Origin of the sequence: Borreliella afzelii, from assembly GCF_014202295.1 — a bacterium.
GTDB classification, from domain to species: Bacteria; Spirochaetota; Spirochaetia; order Borreliales; family Borreliaceae; genus Borreliella; species Borreliella afzelii.
On the sequence record NZ_JACHGM010000001.1, the window covers coordinates 312,458 to 334,005 of the forward strand.

The following is a 21,548-nucleotide window of genomic DNA, read 5'->3' on the forward strand; positions in this document are numbered from 1 at the left end:
GCCACAAGTACTTAATTTGACACATTATTCTAACTTTAATATCAAATCAAATACATCAATAAACAAAAAATATTTTTACATTTTAATGGTAAAAAATAATAAAAATTAACACTTTGACATAAATTTAAGCTTTCACCTTAAACCATAAAATCATTTAAATATACAAATTATTCTCCTTATTTAATTAAATTTACAGCTAATATTAAATTTTATTTACTTCTTTTTATCCAAGAGTAACGCCCGCTAGCTTCATTATACTCAAAAAGAGCATCTCTGTAAGAAAAAAAACATAAAAAAATATTTATAAACTCTTCTAATTTAGCCTTAACTTTTGGCAAGTTAAAATCATTGTCAAAATTAAAAATATCGTCTGATTCTGTTGTAAATAATTTATCATCTTGCTTAAGAATAACTTTTTTGGGTTGCCAAAAAAGAACATTGGTTTTTTTGTCTTGAAGAAAAAATCTATTAAATTCATAATCAAGATCAACTTGATCCGTTTTTGCCTCAACAATCCCAATAATAACGCATCTTTCATGATCAATTCTTTTAATCAAAACAGCATCCGTAAGCACAACTCTCTCGCCAACTTCAAGAGCAAACTGTTCTTCTATCTCATATTGCTTATTAAAAGGAAGATTTGCAATTTTCCTAAAAAGATTGAGAAGTATGTACTTGGTGCTCATCTCTTTATTGTTTACCCTAAGACAAGGAATCTTCATTCTATACTTAAGCTCATCGAAAAAATATTTAACTAGTCTTTTCATTAAAATTGTTTTTCTAATGTCTTCTTCTTTCATTCAATCCTCCTAATAAAAATTGCCAAAAATTAAAACTATTATAAAAAAATAATAAACAGAATAGTACTAAATAAATCAAAATACTTTATTATATACTAATTATAATTAAATCATTGCCTAAAATGAAGGGGAAAATTATGTTAATCAAATTTATGTTCTCAAATATTAATCTAATATTAATAGTCAGCATGACTTTATTTAATATATTATTAGAAATAATGTATCGCAAAATATTATTAAAAAAAATAATTGGCAATGTCAACACATTAAATACTCAAAACAAACAATACAAAATAATTGTTATCGTTGTTTTAGCTTTTAATTACCTATTACAAAGTTTTTTAATCAACGCTCTTATCAATTTATTTAACAATTTAATAACCCTAACTAACAACTCTCTTGAAGGCCTAACAAGCTTAAATTATAATGTATTATCTGCAATACTAATATCTAGCATAACTTGGCTTGCATTTAGCTTACCTAATGTAATAAAAGATATAATCTATAAAAAAAGACCGTTTAATTTGACAATAGCTAATGCTTTTTTCGACCTTTTAATAATAATATTGCTAACCATATTCTCTAAATTATTTTTAAGCTATAAAATATTGCAATTTGAGAATACTACAAACATTAATTTTGAAAACCTACCTACCCACTAAGTAAATAAATAGGTCCTCAAATACAAGCTTTAATTAGCCCTAAAAAAAGCTTGGCTGGATTTTCTATTCTTGTAATAAGTTCTGGATGAAATTGGCAGGCTACAAAAAATTTATTTTTAGGAATTTCTATTAATTTTGCTATTTTAAAATCACTTGAAAATCCAGACACTATAAGTCCATTTTTTTCAAATAAATCTATATAATCATTATTAACTTCATACCTATGTCTAAATCTTTCGATTATCCTGTCTTGACCATAGAGCTTAAAAGCTATTGTATTTTTTTTAAGAATCACAGGATATCCTCCAAGCCTCATCGTAGCACCCTTATCCTTAATTTCCTTTTGTTCGGGAAGTAAATGAATAACAGGATTTTTTAAAGGTTTATCTTTTATTAGATTTTCCTCCGTATCAGCATCAAGTATCCCACAAACATTACGAGCAAATTCTATTACAGCAAGCTGCAAACCAAGACAAATTCCAAGAAAGGGAATATTATTCTCGCGAGCATATTTAATAGCAATAATCTTGCCCTCATATCCTTTACCTCCAAAGCCGCCGGGAACAATAATACCGTCAAAATCCTTCAAACAGCTTTCATTTAAATCATTAGAATCAATGAGAGTGCTTTTAATAAGTAAATCCAAATTAGCTGCAACATGAACCAAAGACTCTCTAATTGACGCATAAGAATCATCAAGTTCAGCATACTTACCACAAATAGCAATATTAATAATTTTTTTAGGCACAAAAAAATTAGATTTTATAATCCCTACAAGCCTTGAAAGCTCTTCTATTTTTGGGTCAACCTTAATATTCAACTTAGAACTTAAAATCTCATGCACACCTTGTTTGTAAAAAGATATGGGAATTTCATAAATAGTAGAAACATCAATATTATCAATAATAGAAGTACTCTCAACATTACAAAACATTGCTATTTTTTTTCTGATTTGATCTGTCAATACTTGAGAACTTCTAGCAATAATCAAATCAGGGAAAATGCCTGCTTTATTTAAAGTTTTAACACTTTGTTGAGTGGGTTTAGATTTTTGCTCATTAATTCCAACTGGACTTGGTACATAGGTTAAATGAATAAAAGCAATATTACCACTTCCAACCTCATGTCTTATTTGCCTTACTGTCTCAATAAATAAAATATTTTCCATATCCCCTACGGTTCCACCAATTTCAATTATCAACATCTCGCTATTCTCAGAACTTGCAATCTGAAAAATTGTAGACTTAATCTCATCAGTAACATGCGGAATAAGCTGAACTGTTCTTCCCAAATATTTACCCTTTCGCTCATTTTCAAGTATTTTTTTGTATATTTTGCCCATTGTAATGTTCCAACTAGACTTAGCATTAAGATTTAAAAACCTCTCATAATGACCAAAGTCCATATCAACCTCTCCTCCATCATCAAGAACAAAAACCTCTCCATGCTCAACAGGATTAATAGTCCCAGGATCAGTATTTAAATATCCATCACATTTAATTGGAGTAACCCTAAAATCATATCTAAACAGCCTTGCAATACTTGCCGATGTAACTCCTTTGCCAATTCCAGAGATTACGCCCCCTGTTATTACTAAAATCTTTAAGTTTTTTTTCATCTATACCCCAAAATTAAACATTTAAATTCCAAACCAATTAAGCTTACGCTTAAGAAGAATACATAAATCACATACTTACTTACATTAAAACAAACAAAAATATTAAAATAAAAATTATTAATTTAGCTACAAAGCTATTTCTAAGCCTTTGTTTTAAATCTTTTAAACTATTTTAATCATACTTAACAAAGCAATATAATGAGCCTTTAGTTAAATAATAATAATTAAACATTGCCAAAAAAACTAAAAATCCTACAATAGCAAACAAATTGCTTTTTTTTCTAACACTTCCAAATTCTGCTATCTTAAAATATGAAGCTAAATATAAAAAAAATACCGAACTATAAACCATTTTAAAAAAAAAGTCGCCTAAAAATCTATCAAGAGAAAAAATTAAATCCGAAGAACATGGTGAATATTTAAAAACCAAATGCAAAAAAGATGTGAAAAAAAACAATAAAACAATGGTCCCTAAAAAAAATATCAAAAGCTTAACAAAAGGATGCGTTTTAAAAGTTATTCTAAAAAACATGAAGATTGGAAAAATAGATAAAAAATTAAAATAACTAAAAAAGAAAAAATCAGAAAGATATTTTAATTCTAAGAATACAGCACTCTCGCCTCTTAAAAAGAATGCACTATCTAGAAATAAAAAAATATTAAACCCTAAATAATAAAAAAATATTAAAATCAAAGGTAACGCAAATAAATATTTAATTAAATTGAAAAAATAATGCTCAAAAGTTGAAACAGGCAAAGATAAATAAAGAATATTTCTAAACGGATCGTGAATTACTTTATAATAATTACACATAGCAAACATCGATACAATCAAGGTTAAAATCAAAATTTTGGGAACAAAAAATCTTAAAAAATCAATTGGTGTAACATTAAAATAAAATCTAACTAGAAAATAAGATATAAATATCATTCCTAAAATTTTAACTATTAACAAACCATAGAATTTTTTATTATAAAAAAAATCAAAATAAAATAAATTTAAAAATCTTTTTAAGCAAAACATCTTTTTTTACCTCTCCTTTTTACTTTCAGTAACATATAAAAAGAAAAATTCAATATCAACAACTTCAGCTCCATTGCTACTCTCAAAATAAAGTGCTTTAAACCCATCTTTATTTTTTTCATAATACAATTCATTTCCATTTAGTTCACTGATAGTTTTAATCTTATAATTTTTATTAATATAAGATACTGAATTGGAAAAAAGAATTGACTTTTCTCCAACAATAATTAAATAATCTACAACTCCTGTCAAATCCCTTACATTGTGGCCTGTAATAAAAATTACTCTATCATTTAAACTAGAAAGCACATTTCTAAAGGTATTTTTTGAAACAATATCAAGACTATTTGTTGGCTCGTCAAATAACAGGTAAGAAACATTTGTAGCTAGAGAAAATGCAATAATACTTTTTTTCTTTTGTCCAAAAGAAGCTGAAGATAGATCAAGAGAACTATCGAGATTAAAATCTAATAAATATTTTTCAAATTCTGCCTTATTAAAATTTGGATAAAATCTAGACAAAGCTTTACTGTATTCAGCCAAAGACAATCCAGGAAGTGAAAATTCTTCAGGAATAAAAAATAAATTCACTAAATTCAAAGGATCTCTTGGAAAAACTGCTAAAGAGTTAAACAAAACCTGCCCTTTTAGTGGCTCTAAAAGTCCGCTTACAAGTTTAAGTAAAGTTGTTTTTCCAACTCCATTTTTACCAAGAAGCAAATAAGCTTGGGGGGTCTTAATGTTTAAATTTAAATCTGAGTAAACTTCTTTTCTCTTATAGGAAAATTTTACATTAATAGCTTCAATAGCCATAAATACTCCTTAAAATTAAAGGTTAAAATATGGAAAAAATTAATTAACCCAAAAATATAAATTCAATTTTTTATGAACAAGTTATAAATAAATATAGAAAAATTTACATAAAGTCTTGAGCTAAAATTCCAAATTTTCAACATAATCCTAGGCAGAATTTGAATTTCGTTAAATCCAAAATTTTTTACATATTCATAACAATCTTGAAATTCAGACGAACATTTAACCTCATCAAGAACAGAAATAAGCTTTTCTTTATAAGCCCTATAAACAAGCTTATCAGAAATATTCCAACCAATAATATAAATTTGCTTAAAAGAAATAAAATAATAAAATTGCAAGAAAAATCTTTTATACAAATGTTGATATTCGTTAAAAACACCTTCTCTTTTTAATAAAGTTTCTATTGTATTAAGAGATAATTTAGCTTTATGCAAAACACTAATAGAAGAGCTCATGCTTCCCATTCTTTGGAAATTAGTATAAAAATAATTATTTACAAAAGAAACCTTAGAGGCTTTTAAAAAAATTTGCATAACAAAAATTATATCTTCAAATACTACATTTTGTTGGCGAATATTATTCTTTAAGATTAATTCTCGCCTAATCAATTTATCCCATAGCGTTCCAACAACAAAATTTTTCTTTCCAAAAGTTGCATAAACAGTAAAAAGCAAATTTTTAAACGCCTCTTTACCTGTTAATGGGTAATTAGGAAAAGGAAGAAGGGATTTTCTTTTTACATTTATTGCAAGAAAATAAACATAAAATTGGGAACAAACAATGTCAGAATTATCTGCCTTTGCCCGATTATACAAAACTTCAAGCATAGTACTCTCCACAGAATCATCACTGTCCCAATAAATAACATATTCCCCTTGGGCCTCAGAAAGACCTTTGTCTCTAGAAGCAGAAAGCCCCATATTTTTTTGACTAAAAATCTTAATAAAACTATACTTATTAGCATATTTTTCTGCTACTTCTAAGCTATTATCATAAGAACCATCGTTAATTAATATAATTTCTTTATCTTTTAATGTCTGATTAACAGCATCCTTTATCATTGCATCAAGAGTTTCAGCCGAATTAAAAAAACAAATAATAACAGAAACTTTATACTTATGCACAATATCCTCCAAAATAAAAACTGCTAAGTAAAAACAAAGCTAAAACACTTCACAACAAATTCTTTTAATTTTTTGCATAACAATTAAATTGTAATATATAATCAACAAGTTTGTATGATTTTAAACTTATTTTTAATGAAAAGTTTAGCAGAAATTGATATATTATTAAAAGTAAAAAATTTAAAAAACATCAACCTAAATAAGGAGCTTGAATGCTTGAAATAATAAGTCTTGGAGGAGGAGTAATAAATTCAAATCAAATCAACATAGAATTCATTAAAAACTTTAAAAACTTTGTTTTTAAATGGTTACTAGAAAATGAAAAAAGAAAAATCATTTTAATAGTTGGTGGAGGAAAAGTTGCAAGAGAATACCAAGACGCCTACAAAAAAATAAACCCTAATTTTAAAGTTAGTGAGCTTGATGAGATTGGAATAATGTCAACAAAGTTGAACGCAGAATTTCTGTGTAAAGTAATGAATCCTCTTTGTAAAGATAAAATTGTTACTAATCCTTTAAAAAACTTTTCTTTTAAAGGGAAAATACTAATCGCTTCGGGCTGGAAATCGGGATTTTCAACAGATTACATTGCCGTAAAATTTGCAGAAAAATTTAATAAAAAAGATATTATAAATATAACAAATGTAAATCAAGTTTACGATAAAGATCCAAAAAAATTCAAAAACGCAACGGCTTTTAAAAAATTAAATTGGGAACAATTACAAAACATTGTGGGTCAAAAGTGGAATCCAGGTTTAAATTTACCTTTTGATCCAATAGCAACAAAACTCTCTTCAAAGCTTGGACTTACCCTTTACATAGTAAATGGAAATAATATTGAAAACTTAGAAAAAGTTTTCAACAAAAATAATGATTTTTTGGGCACTGTTATAGTAAAATAAAAGTTAATGCCGGTATGGCGGAATTGGTAGACGCGTCAGACTCAAAATCTGATGGGGGCAACTTCGTGTCGGTTCGACTCCGACTACCGGTATTCTAATTGCTTTTTTAAAAACTTCAAAATTACCAAGTATTACTATATAATGATTGCTCTTTTAAGCAAAATTTAATTTCATAAATATTTATACTACTGAAATTTAACATCCTTATAATAAGGATAAAATATCCCCTTCAATACATTATCTTTATTCTAAAAGAACATATTGAAAATAATTTTAATTTTTAATAAAACACTTAAAAAGTCTACAAATTAACTACAAATAAAAACTTAAAAAATTTTTGAAATTGTTTTCATTAAAGCTTCAGGATTAAAAGGCTTAACAAGCCACCCAGTAGCACCCGCTTTACGGCCCTCATCAACCTTAGATTGCTCAGATTCAGTGGTAAGAACAAGTATCGGAACAAAGCTGCCAAATTCTCTTATCTGTTTAATAACGCCAATGCCATCTAAATTGGGCATGTTAATATCTGTAATAACAAGATCAAAATCTTTATCTCCTTGCCCAACTGCTTCTTTAAATTTTAAAACCCCTTCTAAACCATCCTTTGCTTCTGAGACTCCAAAACCGTTTTGTTCTAAAATATAAGCAACACTTTGCCTTATTGCCCTATTATCATCAATAACCAAAATTCTTTTTTTCATCTAATTTTCTCCTAAAACCCCCCCAAAAAGTATATAAAAATTAAAACAAAATTACACTACCCTCATCAAAGGAATGAACATCCTTAGCTTCTTCTATTAAAGATAATAAGTGCTTTTTATGAACAAATAAAGTAAATCGATTAGCAATCCTATTGACAAATTCTTTATCTTCAATTTCAACAGATTGAATTCCAACTTTAGATAATTCTAAATTAAGATTAAAATTTATTTTGCTTTCCATATTGCTTAAAAAATTATCTATATCCAAAAGAGAATTTTTTAAATTTCTAACATTGTAAACTTCTAATTTCATTTCTTCAAATATTTCCATAAACTCAATTGAAAAAACTTCATAAGACAAAATATTATCAATAGCTACGTTCTTAATATCGAGAATATCATTTTTAATTTCCATAAATAATTTTTTAAATTTATTAAAATAATTTTTTTCAAGATAAAATCTATTGTCATAATCCTTAACAACTTTTTCAAGAAAAAAGATTATTTGATCTAAAAATTCTATTCCCTTGGTAATATTAGAATCAATTTCTTTGATAATTTTCGACATTTCTGAAATATTACCCTCCATAGCTTTAAGTTCCGATCTTTTTACAACTTCTATCTTTGACGCTATATTAATATTTTGAAACCTGGTAGAAATAGCTGAAATATTTGAAAACATTAGCTCTAATGATTTTATAAGCTTAACCTGTTCATAATATAAATTCAAAAAATTGGAATTATTCTTTTCAACATCATCAATTCTTCTAAGCAGGTCAGACAAAATGTTAGAAAATTGTTCTATTATTTTAGGAATATCTATGTATAAAGAATTATCAGACCTTAAATCATTAATAGTTTGAATAGAACTAAGAGAAGTATCAATAAATTTCTCAAAAACAGTATAATTTTTTTCAAGCTTTTCAAGAACATCTTTTACTATAACTTTTGACGTATCAGTAAAAATTGATAAAATTTTTAATTTTTGAATCTCGCTTATATCCTTAAATTTAAAAACATCAATATTAGAATACATAATGTTTAAATGTTGCAAAGATTGAGTTAGCCTATCTTGAAACTGAAGATAAGAAATAGAATTTACAAGTTTAAACTTAAATTCTAATAAAACTTTTAAAATATCATCATAAAGAGCAATAACACTTCCTATTCCATCTGAAAAATCATCTATTTTTTTCATTAAATTATCTCTAAATTCTTCAAGAATTTTATTTTCAGCCGTATTGCTTTCATACACTTGATTTTTAGCCCTATCTAGACCAATTTTAACTTCACGCCCCTTGCTGGTAAGTTGATCTGCCTGTTTAATCATAGATTGAGTTAAAACCTTAATTTCACTAGTAATATAAGAAAAAGCTCCCCCAGCCTTACCAGCTCTCATAGCAACTGTTAACGTATTAATAGACATTATTTCCATATCAAGAGAGCTTTTTTTCATTTTTTCAATCACATTTTCAAGTATTTCTATATCTTTAACCTTACTCCGTATTATACTAAATTGAGATTCAAGAGAAGTTGTCGAAGAATTAAAGTAAGCAACAAAATCATCTAATGCTCCTATAATCTTAGCTATGAAATTATTCAAAGAAGAATCATTCTCAAGATCAAGATTAGAAATCAAGTCAATACTAAAAGCTAAATCTTTAGAATCTTTAGAAATTTTTTCTATTAATTTAGGAATTGATTTACTTAAATTCGAATAAATATGCCTTGCACTCTCATCAAAAGCTTCAAGTTTATAAAATAAGGTTGCCAAATAATCATTGGCAAAAAAATCATTATTGTCGTTATCCATTACTAAGATCTCCTTAGAACATGATCAGCTATTTTGCTTAAAGGAAGGATTTTGTCTACAGCTCCTATTTTTATAGCTTCCATTGGCATACCAAAAACAACAGATGTTTCTTGATCTTGGGCAATAGTATAAGCGCCATTTTTTTTCATTTCAAGCATACAAATAGCACCATCATCTCCCATACCTGTAAGGATAACACCAATAGCATTAGCGCCTGCATACATTGCAGCAGACCTAAAAAGTACATTTACAGAAGGCTTATGTCTACTAACAAGAGGTCCATCTAATAAGTTGACAAAATAATTTCCACTACCATATTTTACAATCAAATGATAACTTCCATTAGCAATTATTACAAGACCTGGACGAAGAATGTCTCCATCTTCGGCTTCTTTAATATCAATATTAAACTCATTATTTAAGTTTTTTGCAAAAGATTTTGTAAATCCTCCCGGCATATGTTGAACAATAATAATTGGAGGCGAATCCTTTTTAAAAGAGCTTAAAAAAATCCTTAACGCTTCTGTGCCACCTGTTGAAGAGCCCACAACAATAATTTTGCCTGTTCTCTGCTTATTGAGAAGACCTTGATATTTAATAACAACATCTGGATCATTTTTGGGAGCAAAATTAATAACATCAGAAACTCTATAGCTTTTCCTTATACTTGAATCATCTAAACTATCTTTTTTCAATTCTACCTTAGAATGACTAGAAAAATCGGGTGAAGGAATTCTTTTAACCTCATATGAAGATATTAATTTATTTTTGCCTAGATTTTTCAACTCAAGCTTTATTAAAGATAAATACTTACTGCGAAATAAATCAACTGTAAGCTTGAAATTAAGCTTATTTATTATTAATTTAACCTTTTCTTTACTTTGCTCAAGACATCCAAAATTTGGAAACATTTCATTTTGTGCAATAAATACAATTGGAAGGGATATATTATTAAGAACATTGTTTAAAGAATTCCCAAAATTAGATCTTGCAGTATTCTCATCAATAATAACTAAGTCTGGAAACTTTTGTAAAAATACATTAATAAGATTCAAAGAATTAAAGCCAGCATTTAATATTTCAACATCATTATCTTTAGAAAAAGCCCTAACAAAAACCTGCTTTATAAGTCCTTGAATATCAATTACTAATATCTTCATTATTATATTTTAATATTTTTACCTTTAAAACCAAAAAAATCTGTATTTTAGATTTTTTCATCTTATAAGCTTAGTTATTGCATCTATATCAACAACTAAAGCCAAACTTCCATCACCAAGTATAGTGGCTCCTGAAACACCTTCCACTCGAGAATAAATTTTACCCAAAGCTTTTATAACAGTTTGATGTTGCCCCAAAACTTCGTCAACCACAATGCCCATTTTTCCACTATTTGTGTTCACAACAACAACTTGCTCACTAAAACTCTTCTCGCTAGAAACCTGAAAAAACTCTCTAAGCCGAATAAAACTAATCATGCTGCCCCTATAATTCATTACATTGCTTTTAGTCTCAACCCCATCTATTTGAGAAATTAACTTATTAGATTCTAAACAAGACTCAACATTAGAAAGAGGAACAATAAAGTGTTCATCTTTTACCCTGACAAGCCAACCTTCAATAATAGCCAAGGTTAATGGAAAAATTAATTTAGTTCTAGTATATTTACCAAGCTCACTTTCAAGCACAACATTTCCCCTTAAGGATTCAACCTGTTTCTTAACAACATCCATACCAACTCCACGACCTGATATATCAGTAACCGAACTTGCAGTTGAAAATCCAGGCTCAAAAATCAAATTATAAACATCAATATTTGATAAAGTTTTGGCAGCTGAGTCAGAAATTATATTGCGCTCTATGGCCTTTTCAAGTATTTTGCCCCTATCAAGACCTCTTCCATCGTCCTCAATAGTAACAATAACAGAATCTCCAGATTGACATGCTGAAAGCTTAATAATTCCTTTAGGATCCTTCCCCAACCTTTCTCTCTCTTCAGACGATTCAATTCCATGATCTATTGAATTGCGAATTAAATGAACCAAAGGCTCATTAAGTTTTTCAATAATACTTTTATCAAGAACAGTATCGCCTCCATAAGCATGGTAAAGAATTGACTTGCCAAGGTTAGTAGATAAATCTTTTACTATCCTTTGAAATTTTACAAATAGAATCTCAATAGGAACTGTTCTAAGTCCTGTTGTATAATCTCTAAGCTCATTAATCAATAAAGAAAATTCTGCTGATATTGAATTTAAAACATTACTATTCCTATTTTCAGCCTCTTTTGAAAGTTTTGATTGTATTGTAACAAGTTCTCCAACAAGATTTACCAAATGATCAAGCTTTTTAGAATCTACCTTAATGCTAGCAATATTAACTTTACTTCTAACAGTATCATCTTGAACATTAGATTTATTTTTATCTCCATTAAAAAAAGATTTCTCAACAAATTCAGATTTTTTAAATGAAGAATTAGCAAGATCTTTAGCACTTCTGTCTAAACCTAATAAATTAAAATTTTTAAGCTCTACATTATTGCCTTTATCCGCATCAAAACATTTATCCAATTCTTGAATATCAATTTTTGATTGAGAATCTAAAAATATAAAAATATCTTCAATACTCTCTCTGCTCTCTTCTGTATCTAACCTTATCTCCCAATCAACATAAACATTATCAGGAGAAATAAGCTCTAAATCGGGAATATTATCTACTTTGGCTCTAACATGACCACTACCCAAATTAATCAACTTGCTCAATAAATTTATAGGCTTGTGCCCATGAAACAAAATACCCTTAGCAGGAGAAAAAAGAATTTTATAGCTCTTAAATTCAGATCGCAAAGCCTCATCATCAAATTTATTATCTGAATCTACTCTAACAAACTCTTTTAAAGCAGAACTGTTATCAGATTTTGAAAAATCATTTTCTAAGGCTTCTTGGAAATCACCTTTAACATTAGAAAGCTCAAAAACCTTTTTAATTTCATTTATCAAAAACTGCTTACGCTTGTTAAAATCAATCTCAGAAATTGCTTCATCTCCTTCAATAAGCTCCCTAATAAAATCAACTGACATTAACGTAGCATCAATAGCAGCTTGATTAAAAGTAGCCCTACCATCTTTTGCAACATCAAGAACTGTTTCTATTTCGTGGACAAGCGATGCTGTAAAATTAAAACCAAACATACCAGAACTTCCCTTTATGGTATGTAGATTTCTAAAAATAGAATTAATAATGTCTTGGTCTGAACTTACCTCAAGATTAAGAAGTGCTTGTTCAATATCTGAAACATTTTCTATTGATTCTTCCTTAAAGGAATTCTTAAATTTATCAATCACATCACTACTATCCATAAGCTTTCCTTAAATCTAAAATCCAACTAAATTAAGTCCCAAATCAAAGCTATCAACATCTTCAATATCTGTCAAAAACCCGCCATATATCAACGAGCTTAAAACCTCATCGGATGGATACTCAATTTTTACAAATAAATTTCTATTCTTAGCATATTTATTAGATGCATATAAAATTTGTATAAAAGTAATATCTATTTTCTCAACATTTGAAAGATCAATGGTAAGAGTATCCCCTTCTTTCATTTTTTTAAAAATATTCAACAAATCTTCTTTTACCTTAAAAATACTATTTATTACAAGCTCTCCCTCAGGCCTATAAATCATGACTAAAAACTCCTATTGCTGCTGATATTCGGGATCGTATATTGTTGTATTTCTAAATCTGGAAAGTTCTCTAACATCAAATAGATTTTCTACATCTAAAATAATAATAAATTTATTATTGCTCTTACCAATTCCTGAAATAAATTTTGAATTAAACCCTGATCCAATCTTAGGAGCATCATCAATGCTAAATGGATCTAATTCAAGAACTTCGTTAACATAATCTACCAAAATTCCAAGATTAAATTCATCTCCCTCGTAAACTAAAGTCAATATAATAATATTTGAAACATTAACTCCCTTATTTCTCTTTTTATCATCCTCATCAACAACACGATCGCTCATTCCAAATTGTTTTCTAATATCAATTATTGGAACGATTTTACCCCTATTGTTTATTATTCCTGCCATGTAACTAGGGGTCCTTGGAATTTTTGATATCTTAGTATATTCCAAAACCTCAACAACATATTTAATCTCAATAGCATAAAGTTCGTCTAAACTAAACAAAAGGTACTGACTTAAAGAGTCTTGTATATCTGAATCCATACCTATAAACACCCCTTTAAATGTAATTTAAATCGCAAATAGAATACTAATATCAAGATTAATATTATCTCATATATTAATAAATACAAATTAGAAACTAATAAAATTTAATTTCTAATAAGTAAGAAAAGACATAATTTTAAAAGAATTCTATTTTATAATTTAAATATAAAGTTGTAGTTTAATTTAAATTTAGAATAAAAAAGTTAATCATGCAAAGCAAAAACAAACTAATCAGTTTATTAATAATGATTACATTCTTTTTCAATAATGTTGAAAATATTTTCACAAACGAAAAATCTAAAAACAGTGCAATTAATCCAAAAATAGACAGCTTAAAACCAAAAACTAAAATAAAATTCGGCTTTATTCTACCTTATCCTACCGCAATGGAATTCAGCATTAATAACTTTGATATTGGAATAGGCGTAACAATACTAAGTGTCTCGGAATTTTTTCCAAAATCGCCTGTAGTATTGCTATTTAAAACATATTTTGACTATATATTCTTAAACTTAAGAATTAAAAATTCAAACTTTATCTTTTTCTTAGGAACTGGCCTATTTTGTGAAATAGGCAAAATTACAAACTCAAATTTAACAAATGATTTTTCTGGGATTACCTATAAAATAGGAGTGGGTTTGCCCTTAGGAATAAGATATGAGGCTTATTACGACATTATTGAAATTATAATAAAAACAACACCATCAATTTTTATTGGCCAATTACCTAACGGAAATTTAATATTTCCAATAAAAGGCAACTTCTCTATCGGAATAAAAGGCTCTCTTAAGATATAGTCTTCACTTTTTAGATAAAAAAAAATATTGAACTAAAATTTTTTAAAAAGCTAGTATGTTACACTTAGGAGATAACAAAACAATGAGAAATATAATAATTATTACGTTAATTATTATTTTATTAGCCCCAATCTCAGGATTTGCTAATTCAACAAAAACTGCAAGAGGGAAATTTGGAGTGGGAATTATACTCCCATTACCAATTGCTTTCCAAATGAATATGGGAAACTTTGATCTTGACATTGGTCTTTACAGCGGAGTAAATAATTTGTTTTTAGACTGGAAAACGCTATTTATAGCATTGGACTATATTTTCTACATATATACATTCCCGGGAGCTGCTAATTTTCTGGATTTTTCAGTTGGAGCTGGAGGATATGGAACAATATGGTTTTCAAGATTTGGCGGCAGTCAATCGGGCTCTGGACCAATGAGCATTGGAGCAAGATTACCTTTGGCTTTAAATCTTGCAGTATCTAGAAAAAAATTTGACATATTTTTACGAATAGCACCAGGACTTGGAATGAATATTTGGAGCAATGGCATTGGATTTAGATGGGAAGTGTTTGCAGGATTAGGAGTAAGATTCTGGTTTACTTAATATAAAATTCTTTTTTTTTAAAAAAAATTAACAATTGTTCTTTTTTTAAAAAAAAGAACAATTGTTAAAAAATAAAACCAATCCAAAAAACTTTAACTCAAAATATAAACGGTCAAGAGCTTGTTTTTATTGTTTTAAAATTCTGAAATAAAATATTATAATAACAAGATAATATTTGGGAGACAATAGTGAAAAAAATCTTCATATTATTCATCATGATTATGATTGCAAATATATCTACAAATAGTTTTGCAAAAGATTCATATTTAAATAGAGGTATTGGCTTTGGGGGAGGTATTGGAAATCCAATTATTAACTTAATAATGTCATTTCCTTTTATTGACTTTGAAATAGGCTATGGCGGTAGTAATGGAATAAATTTATCAGGCTTTAAACTTGAATCAAAATTTTATGATTTCAATTTATTAGCAATAGCAGCACTTGATTTCATTTTTACAATATATTTGATAAAAAATTTAAATTTAGGAGTTGGAATAGGAGGAAATTTAAGCCTATCGTCTCACACGTCTAAATTAATAAATATAGAATTGGGATTTGGAATAAGAATTCCATTGGTTCTTTTTTATGACATTACAGAAAATTTAGAAATGGGTATAAAAATAGCGCCTTCAATAGAATTAATCTCAAACATAAGATCCCTTGCACATCACAGAACCTATTCAGGAATAAAACTAAACTTTGCTGGGGGAATATTCGCTAAGTACTACATCTAAATTAGCATAATGATTCATTAAATTTATTGCTTATTGCCAAGTACTATGAAAAAACTCACCTCGTTTTGAGTCTAATCTTTCAAAAGAATGAGCACCGAAAAAGTCTCTTTGCGCTTGAATTAAGTTAGAAGGCAAATAATTAGTGGAATAAGAATCTAAAAACGAAAGACTGGCATAAAATGCTGGCAAAGGGATCCCAATTTCACTAGCCTTTGAAACTATTCTTCTCAAAGATTTGTGATTATTTTTTAATAAATCTAAAAAATAATCATCAAAAAGCAAATTAATAAGATGGGGATTTTTATCATAAGCTAATTTAATTTTATCTAAAAAACTGCTGCGAATAATACAACCTTCTCTCCAAACTAAAGAAATTTTACCTAAATTTAAATCCCAGCTATAATTTAAAGACGCGGTCTTAAGCATCATAAAACCTTGAGCATAAGCTACTATTTTTGAAACCAAAAGAGCATAATAAAGATCTAAAATCCAATCACTAAGCTCAAACTCAAAAGAAACAGTATCCATCTTAAGCAAATCACTAGCAATAATCCTTTCGTGTTTTAACCCCGACATAAATCTTGAAAAAACAGATTCAATAATTAAATTTATAGGCATGCTAGATTCAAGAGCATCAATAGATGTCCAAACGCCAGTACCTTTTTGATTTGCAATATCTAAAATCTTATCAACTAAATATTCATTATTTTCTTTATACCTAAGAATCTTAGAAGTTATTTCTAGTAAATACCCTGAAAGATCGCCTTCATTCCACTTTTCAAAAACTTCAGAAATTTTTGAATTATCTAAATTAAAAGCTTTTTTCATGAAAAAATAAACCTCGCTGATAAGCTGCATATCAGCATATTCCACACCATTATGTATCATTTTAACATAGTGCCCAGAACCATTCTCTCCAATATAAGCAGAACAAATATCATTATTTTTAGTCCTAGCTGCAATTTTATTTAAAATAGGTTCAAGAATTTCATAAGCTGATTTACTTCCTCCATACATTAGTGCAGGACCAAATCTTGCTCCTCTCTCTCCTCCAGAAATTCCAAGTCCTACAAAATAAATATCCTTGGCAAACAATTCTTTTTCCAATCTCATTGTACTCTTATAGTGAGAATTTCCACCATCAATAATTATGTCCGATTTATTCAAAAAGGGTAAAATTTGTTCAACGACCTTTTCTACAGCTAGACTTGTCACCATTAAAATGATTTTTCTTGGGGTTTTTAAACTTTTAACAAAAGATTCAATATCTTTAAAGCCATTTATCTTTTTATGAGAATTTTGTTTAACAAAAATTTCAGTTTTTTCACTATCTCTATTGTAAACAGAAACATTAAAACCGTTATCAGCAATATTGAGAGCTAAATTGCCGCCCATAACACCAAGCCCATAAATTCCTACATCCATTGCATTCTCCTTGATTCTAACTTCCTATTTTAAACAAATTGCTTTATTTATTATTTTTAGATTATGTTATATCATAAAAAAAGTAAAGATTAAATTGAAAAGGAAAATTTACATGAAAAAACAATTTGATACAGAAGTAAATGATTTGCTTTATTTAATCATTCATTCTCTTTACTCCCATAAGGAAATATTTTTAAGAGAATTGATATCAAATGCCTCTGACGCCATTGATAAGCTCAAGTTTTTAAGCTTAACAAATGAAAAATTCAAAAACATCGCTCTAGAACCAAAAATAGAAATAACATTTGATGATAAAAGTATCCTTATCAAGGATAATGGAATCGGAATGAATGAACAGGAATTAACCAATCATCTTGGTGTAATTGCAAAATCAGGAACCAAAGAATTTATTAACAATTTAAAACAAGATGAAAAAAAATCTGCAAATCTAATTGGCCAGTTTGGAGTCGGATTTTACAGTGCATTCATAGTATCAGAAAAAGTAGAAGTTACATCAAAAAAAGCACTAGAAAGCGATGCTTATATTTGGTCTAGCGACGGTAAAACAGGATATGAAATAGAAAAAGCAAAAAAAGAAGATCCGGGCACAGAAATAAAACTTTATCTTAATAAAGAAGGCCTTGAATATGCTAATAAATGGAAAATTCAAGAAATTATCAAAAAATATTCAAATCATATAAATTATCCCATTTATATAAAATACAACGAACCTATAATGAAGGACGGGAAACAAGAAGGAATAGAAGAAAAAGAAGAAAAATTAAACGAAACCACTGCTCTTTGGACAAAAAATAAAAGCGAAATTAAAACAGAAGAATACAACGAATTTTACAAAAATACAACCTTTGATTATGAAAATCCATTGATGTATATTCATACAAAAGCTGAAGGAAATTTAGAATATACTAATTTATTTTATATCCCAAGTAAAGCTCCTTATGATTTATATTACCCAAACACTAAACCTGGAGTAAAACTATTTATAAACAGAATCTTTATTACAGACTCTGAAGGTAGTCTGCTTCCAAACTATCTAAGGTTCATAAAAGGAATTATAGACTGCCAAGATTTACCGCTCAATGTAAGTAGAGAAATTTTACAACAAAATAAAATTTTGTCTAAAATAAAATCATCTTCTGTAAAAAAAATACTAAGCGAGCTTGAAAAGCTAAGCAAAAAAAATCCTGAAAAATTTTCAGAGTTTTCTAAAGAATTTGGAAGATGCATTAAGGAAGGTGTTTATTCTGACTTTGAAAACAGAGAAAAACTTATCTCATTAATAAGATTTAAATCTTCAAGTGTAGATGGATTCGTCTCTTTTAAAGAGTACAAAGAAAGAATGAATGAAAGCCAAAAAAGCATTTATTATATAACAGGCGGCAAAGAAAATATATTAAAAGAAAACCCAATAGTAACCGCTTATAAAGAAAAAGGATTTGAAATCTTAATCATGGATGATGAACTTGATGAGGCTATTTTAAATCTAATTCCAGAATACGAAGGATTAAAACTAAAAGCAATAAACAAAAATGAAACTAGCAATGAATTAAAAGATGAAAATTTCAAAAAAATTGAAGAAGAATTTAAAGATACCCTTACAAGGGTAAAAGAAATCCTTAAGGACCAAATAAAAGAAGTTAATCTCTCAGCAACATTGATAAAAGAACCTTCAGCAATAATAGTTGATAGCAATGATCCAACTTACCAAATGCAAAAAATCATGCTTTCAATGGGGCAAGAAGTAAAAGAAATTAAACCAATACTTGAATTAAACCCTAATAATAAAATAGTCCAAAATTTAAAAAATCTAGAGCCTGAAAAATTAGAAAAAATAAGCATTCTCCTTTTTGAGGAAGCTCTGCTAACTTCAGGAATGCCTAGCAAAAATCCAAGAAAATTCATAAACATAATAAACGAATTTCTAGAAAAAGACTTGTTGTGATTAAAAATAAAAGAGAGAGTTTGAAACTCTCTCTTTTTATTTTCTAACTCGCAACACTAAATCTTTGCCTGCTGTAACAGACTTTGTTTGAGATATTTTATGTCTAATTTCTTCTGTCAAAACAGTTGACGATAACAAAATATATTCAGTCCCATTTTCAAGCTTTCCGAAAGAATATTCTATGCTTGAAACTTCATCAGAATTTGCAATAACAACTGGAGTAATAACGGATTCTGAATGCTCTTTTAAATATTCAAGATCAAGCCTAATAATAACTTCGCCTTGCTTAACATCAATGCCTTCCTCAGCAACTCTTGTAAAACCCTTACCATTTAAATTAAGAGTATTAATCCCAAAGTGAACAAAAATTTCAACACCCTCTTTGGTTTCAAGGCTAAAGGCATGATTGGTTTTAAAAATTTTACCTATTTTCCCATCACAAGGCGCTAACAACTCATTGCTTGTTGGAAGAATTGCAATTCCATCACCAACTATTTTTTCAGCAAACGCTTCATCGGGAACCTTATCAATTGACATAACTTTTCCACTAATCGGAGCAATCAAATCCAATGTAGCGGTTTTTTTAAAAAAATCTAAAAACCCCATAACTAATCTCCTATAAATTTATCAAAATAACTTAAAGTTTCTTGCTCAGAATCACTATTTAAAACCCTATTTGCCAATTCTTCCAATTCCATTATTGTATACTTTTTAAGCAAATATTTGATTCTAAGTGTAGCACTAGGAATCATGCTTAAAGACCTAAATCCAAGACCTACAAGAAGTAACGCTCCAGCATCATCCCCCCCAAGCTCGCCACAAACAGACACATCAATTCCAGAACTAACTCCATCATCAAGAACCTTTTTGATTAATTTCAACACAGCAGGATTATACTTATCATATAAATTTGATATTTTTTGATTACCACGATCAACAGCTAAAACATATTGGGTTAAATCATTAGTCCCTATACTAAAAAAATTCAATTTATTGGCAAGTTTAGAAGAAATTAAAGCTGCAGAAGGAACTTCTATCATACAACCTACTTCCAAATTTTCATCAAACGGCAAACTTCTAGACTTCAAATTGATTTTTGCATTATTCACAAAATATTCGATCGTTTCAATCTCTTCATATCTGGTAAGCATGGGCACCATTACCCTTATCTTCCCATAATGACTGGCCCTAAAAATAGCATTAAACTGTGCTTGAATTAATTCCTCATATTCTTTATACATCCTAAGTGCTCTAAAACCCAAAAAGGGATTCTCTTCTTTTTCAAAATTAAGATAGGGAATTTCCTTATCCCCACCAACATCAAGAGTGCGAATAGTAACAACCCCTTTTTTTTCCATTGTATCTATAACTCTCTTATAAGTTTCAAACTGCTCATCTTCTGTTGGGGGTTGTAAAGATTTCATATATAAGAATTCTGTTCTAAAAAGACCTATTCCCTCAACACCATATTTATTAACATAGGCAATATCAACAGGTGTTCCAATATTTGCCTTTAAAGACACTTTTATGCCATCTTTTGTTTCAGCATCTTTATCTTTTAAAGAAAAAAGCTCTTTTTCCATCTCCACTTGACGCAAAATCTTACCTTTATAAAGATCAAGTTCATCAGAAGAAGGATTTTTAATAACAATAGAAGATATTGCATCAATGACTATTTTATCACCATCCTTTAACGCATCAATATCTAACAAAGTCATAACAAGCGCCGGAAGCCCCATTGTTCTTGCCAAAATAGCAGCATGAGAAGTTTCTCCTCCAACTGCAGTTAAAAACCCTTTAACATAATTTAAGTCAAATTGCATAGTATCAGATGGTGTTAATTCTTCGGTAACAAGAATAATATCTTTATTAATCTCAGAAAAATCGGTTATTTGACCTAAAACGGTAGAAATTAATCTATTTCTAATGTCCTTATAATCAGACGCTCTTTCTTTTAAATAAGGATCTTTATAGTCTTCCACACTTTTAACCAAATTTTCAAACGCTAAATAAATAGAATAAGCAGCACTATAATTTTCCTTTACAATAAGCTCAACAACAAGTTCAGAAAATTCATCGTCTTCAACGATCAACACTTGACCTTCAAAAATACCTTTCTTGTCATCTCCAAATTGAAGCACGGCTTTTCTTTCAAGGTCCTTAAGCGCTTCAATTGCTTTTGACTTAGCTTTATTGAATTTTGATATCTCACTATCAACTTGAGAAAAGTCGATTTTTTCTCTACTTATAATTTTATCAAAATTTTTCCTAATACAAAGAACTTCTCCAATGCCTATTCCTTTAGATATTCTTTTACCCGATAAAGTCAT

20 protein-coding genes and 1 tRNA gene are annotated in these 21,548 nt (G+C 28.4%); 7 read left to right on the forward strand and 14 right to left on the reverse strand.

All coding sequences use genetic code 11. From position 1 onward, the window contains the following. Window positions 1–209 precede the first annotated feature (209 nt). The gene (locus tag HNP63_RS01385; protein ID WP_004789491.1) at window positions 210–800 is read right to left on the reverse strand and encodes a hypothetical protein; all 591 of its coding nucleotides are present in this window, start codon (window positions 798–800) and stop codon (window positions 210–212) included. Window positions 801–937: 137 nt separating this feature from the next. Between HNP63_RS01385 and HNP63_RS01390 the strand changes: the two genes are divergently transcribed. Beyond that, window positions 938–1,462 carry a DUF1761 family protein gene (locus tag HNP63_RS01390; protein WP_183227038.1) on the forward strand — a complete coding sequence of 175 codons (525 nt, stop codon included), beginning with the start codon at window positions 938–940 and terminating at the stop codon, window positions 1,460–1,462. Between the two features lie 16 nt (window positions 1,463–1,478). Here HNP63_RS01390 and pyrG read toward each other — a convergent pair whose 3' ends face one another. The 4 genes from pyrG to HNP63_RS01410 all read right to left on the reverse strand — a co-directional run bounded on the left by pyrG (window position 1,479) and on the right by HNP63_RS01410 (window position 6,056). After that, entirely contained in the window at window positions 1,479–3,080 is a 1,602-nt protein-coding gene (gene pyrG, locus HNP63_RS01395) for a glutamine hydrolyzing CTP synthase (protein WP_004789684.1), read from the reverse strand. A gap of 172 nt (window positions 3,081–3,252) precedes the next feature. Beyond that, window positions 3,253–4,104, reverse strand: a complete 852-nt coding sequence (locus HNP63_RS01400) for a hypothetical protein (protein WP_183227040.1) — start codon at window positions 4,102–4,104, stop codon at window positions 3,253–3,255. A 6-nt stretch (window positions 4,105–4,110) separates the two neighbouring features. Then, the gene (locus HNP63_RS01405) at window positions 4,111–4,917 is read right to left on the reverse strand and encodes an ATP-binding cassette domain-containing protein (protein ID WP_183227042.1); all 807 of its coding nucleotides are present in this window, start codon (window positions 4,915–4,917) and stop codon (window positions 4,111–4,113) included. Between the two features lie 62 nt (window positions 4,918–4,979). Beyond that, the gene (locus HNP63_RS01410) at window positions 4,980–6,056 is read right to left on the reverse strand and encodes a glycosyltransferase family 2 protein (protein WP_004789610.1); all 1,077 of its coding nucleotides are present in this window, start codon (window positions 6,054–6,056) and stop codon (window positions 4,980–4,982) included. A gap of 200 nt (window positions 6,057–6,256) precedes the next feature. Between HNP63_RS01410 and pyrH the strand changes: the two genes are divergently transcribed. Then, the gene (pyrH, locus tag HNP63_RS01415) at window positions 6,257–6,946 is read left to right on the forward strand and encodes a UMP kinase (protein WP_004789915.1); all 690 of its coding nucleotides are present in this window, start codon (window positions 6,257–6,259) and stop codon (window positions 6,944–6,946) included. 8 nt (window positions 6,947–6,954) lie between these two features. Then, window positions 6,955–7,038: transfer RNA gene (locus HNP63_RS01420), tRNA-Leu, on the forward strand. Window positions 7,039–7,272: 234 nt separating this feature from the next. On the opposite strand, the gene HNP63_RS01425 is transcribed toward HNP63_RS01420, so the two are convergent. The 6 genes from HNP63_RS01425 to HNP63_RS01450 are packed head-to-tail and all read right to left on the reverse strand — an operon-like array spanning window position 7,273 to window position 13,701. Continuing rightward, the gene (locus HNP63_RS01425) at window positions 7,273–7,647 is read right to left on the reverse strand and encodes a response regulator (RefSeq protein ID WP_002557158.1); all 375 of its coding nucleotides are present in this window, start codon (window positions 7,645–7,647) and stop codon (window positions 7,273–7,275) included. A 40-nt stretch (window positions 7,648–7,687) separates the two neighbouring features. Beyond that, entirely contained in the window at window positions 7,688–9,460 is a 1,773-nt protein-coding gene (locus tag HNP63_RS01430) for a BB0569 family chemotaxis protein (RefSeq protein WP_004789616.1), read from the reverse strand. A gap of 2 nt (window positions 9,461–9,462) precedes the next feature. Continuing rightward, on the reverse strand, window positions 9,463–10,620 hold the full coding sequence (locus tag HNP63_RS01435; protein ID WP_015055650.1) for a CheB methylesterase domain-containing protein: 1,158 nt from the start codon (window positions 10,618–10,620) through the stop codon (window positions 9,463–9,465). Window positions 10,621–10,677: 57 nt separating this feature from the next. Beyond that, entirely contained in the window at window positions 10,678–12,819 is a 2,142-nt protein-coding gene (locus tag HNP63_RS01440; RefSeq protein ID WP_183227044.1) for a chemotaxis protein CheA, read from the reverse strand. 15 nt (window positions 12,820–12,834) lie between these two features. Continuing rightward, the gene (locus HNP63_RS01445; protein ID WP_004789559.1) at window positions 12,835–13,146 is read right to left on the reverse strand and encodes an STAS domain-containing protein; all 312 of its coding nucleotides are present in this window, start codon (window positions 13,144–13,146) and stop codon (window positions 12,835–12,837) included. Between the two features lie 12 nt (window positions 13,147–13,158). Further along, on the reverse strand, window positions 13,159–13,701 hold the full coding sequence (locus HNP63_RS01450; RefSeq protein WP_110482907.1) for a chemotaxis protein CheW: 543 nt from the start codon (window positions 13,699–13,701) through the stop codon (window positions 13,159–13,161). A 206-nt stretch (window positions 13,702–13,907) separates the two neighbouring features. Here HNP63_RS01450 and HNP63_RS01455 point away from each other — a divergent pair, with 206 nt between their 5' ends. The 3 genes from HNP63_RS01455 to HNP63_RS01465 all read left to right on the forward strand — a co-directional run bounded on the left by HNP63_RS01455 (window position 13,908) and on the right by HNP63_RS01465 (window position 15,830). Continuing rightward, a complete protein-coding gene (locus HNP63_RS01455; protein WP_011601094.1) occupies window positions 13,908–14,495 on the forward strand; it encodes a BAPKO_0422 family outer member beta-barrel protein in 588 nt (195 codons plus the stop codon). 82 nt (window positions 14,496–14,577) lie between these two features. After that, a complete protein-coding gene (locus HNP63_RS01460; protein ID WP_011601093.1) occupies window positions 14,578–15,096 on the forward strand; it encodes a DUF3996 domain-containing protein in 519 nt (172 codons plus the stop codon). A 188-nt stretch (window positions 15,097–15,284) separates the two neighbouring features. Beyond that, complete coding sequence (locus tag HNP63_RS01465; protein WP_011601091.1) at window positions 15,285–15,830, forward strand: DUF3996 domain-containing protein; 546 nt, start codon at window positions 15,285–15,287, stop codon at window positions 15,828–15,830. A gap of 30 nt (window positions 15,831–15,860) precedes the next feature. On the opposite strand, the gene gnd is transcribed toward HNP63_RS01465, so the two are convergent. Further along, on the reverse strand, window positions 15,861–17,255 hold the full coding sequence (gene gnd / locus HNP63_RS01470; RefSeq protein WP_183227046.1) for a decarboxylating NADP(+)-dependent phosphogluconate dehydrogenase: 1,395 nt from the start codon (window positions 17,253–17,255) through the stop codon (window positions 15,861–15,863). A gap of 112 nt (window positions 17,256–17,367) precedes the next feature. On the opposite strand from gnd, the gene htpG reads away from it, so the two are divergent. Next, window positions 17,368–19,218 carry a molecular chaperone HtpG gene (gene htpG, locus HNP63_RS01475; protein WP_183227048.1) on the forward strand — a complete coding sequence of 617 codons (1,851 nt, stop codon included), beginning with the start codon at window positions 17,368–17,370 and terminating at the stop codon, window positions 19,216–19,218. A 36-nt stretch (window positions 19,219–19,254) separates the two neighbouring features. Here htpG and crr read toward each other — a convergent pair whose 3' ends face one another. After that, complete coding sequence (gene crr / locus HNP63_RS01480; RefSeq protein ID WP_048830631.1) at window positions 19,255–19,824, reverse strand: PTS glucose transporter subunit IIA; 570 nt, start codon at window positions 19,822–19,824, stop codon at window positions 19,255–19,257. Between the two features lie 2 nt (window positions 19,825–19,826). Beyond that, window positions 19,827–21,548: a phosphoenolpyruvate--protein phosphotransferase gene (gene ptsP / locus HNP63_RS01485; RefSeq protein ID WP_004789756.1), complete on the reverse strand. Its 1,722-nt coding sequence runs from the start codon at window positions 21,546–21,548 to the stop codon at window positions 19,827–19,829.

What these genes read in the sequence shown, in the direction of transcription:
- HNP63_RS01460 (WP_011601093.1), top strand. Translation starts at nt 14,578, where the DNA reads ATGAGAAATATAATAATTATTACGTTAATTATTATTTTATTAGCCCCA.
- pyrG (WP_004789684.1), bottom strand. Translation starts at nt 3,080, where the DNA reads ATGAAAAAAAACTTAAAGATTTTAGTAATAACAGGGGGCGTAATCTCT.
- HNP63_RS01425 (WP_002557158.1), bottom strand. Translation starts at nt 7,647, where the DNA reads ATGAAAAAAAGAATTTTGGTTATTGATGATAATAGGGCAATAAGGCAA.
- pyrH (WP_004789915.1), top strand. Translation starts at nt 6,257, where the DNA reads ATGCTTGAAATAATAAGTCTTGGAGGAGGAGTAATAAATTCAAATCAA.
- HNP63_RS01440 (WP_183227044.1), bottom strand. Translation starts at nt 12,819, where the DNA reads ATGGATAGTAGTGATGTGATTGATAAATTTAAGAATTCCTTTAAGGAA.
- crr (WP_048830631.1), bottom strand. Translation starts at nt 19,824, where the DNA reads ATGGGGTTTTTAGATTTTTTTAAAAAAACCGCTACATTGGATTTGATT.
- HNP63_RS01455 (WP_011601094.1), top strand. Translation starts at nt 13,908, where the DNA reads ATGCAAAGCAAAAACAAACTAATCAGTTTATTAATAATGATTACATTC.
- HNP63_RS01385 (WP_004789491.1), bottom strand. Translation starts at nt 800, where the DNA reads ATGAAAGAAGAAGACATTAGAAAAACAATTTTAATGAAAAGACTAGTT.
- HNP63_RS01390 (WP_183227038.1), top strand. Translation starts at nt 938, where the DNA reads ATGTTAATCAAATTTATGTTCTCAAATATTAATCTAATATTAATAGTC.
- ptsP (WP_004789756.1), bottom strand. Translation starts at nt 21,548, where the DNA reads ATGACTTTATCGGGTAAAAGAATATCTAAAGGAATAGGCATTGGAGAA.
- HNP63_RS01405 (WP_183227042.1), bottom strand. Translation starts at nt 4,917, where the DNA reads ATGGCTATTGAAGCTATTAATGTAAAATTTTCCTATAAGAGAAAAGAA.
- gnd (WP_183227046.1), bottom strand. Translation starts at nt 17,255, where the DNA reads ATGGATGTAGGAATTTATGGGCTTGGTGTTATGGGCGGCAATTTAGCT.
- HNP63_RS01445 (WP_004789559.1), bottom strand. Translation starts at nt 13,146, where the DNA reads ATGATTTATAGGCCTGAGGGAGAGCTTGTAATAAATAGTATTTTTAAG.
- HNP63_RS01430 (WP_004789616.1), bottom strand. Translation starts at nt 9,460, where the DNA reads ATGGATAACGACAATAATGATTTTTTTGCCAATGATTATTTGGCAACC.
- HNP63_RS01400 (WP_183227040.1), bottom strand. Translation starts at nt 4,104, where the DNA reads ATGTTTTGCTTAAAAAGATTTTTAAATTTATTTTATTTTGATTTTTTT.
- htpG (WP_183227048.1), top strand. Translation starts at nt 17,368, where the DNA reads ATGAAAAAACAATTTGATACAGAAGTAAATGATTTGCTTTATTTAATC.
- HNP63_RS01435 (WP_015055650.1), bottom strand. Translation starts at nt 10,620, where the DNA reads ATGAAGATATTAGTAATTGATATTCAAGGACTTATAAAGCAGGTTTTT.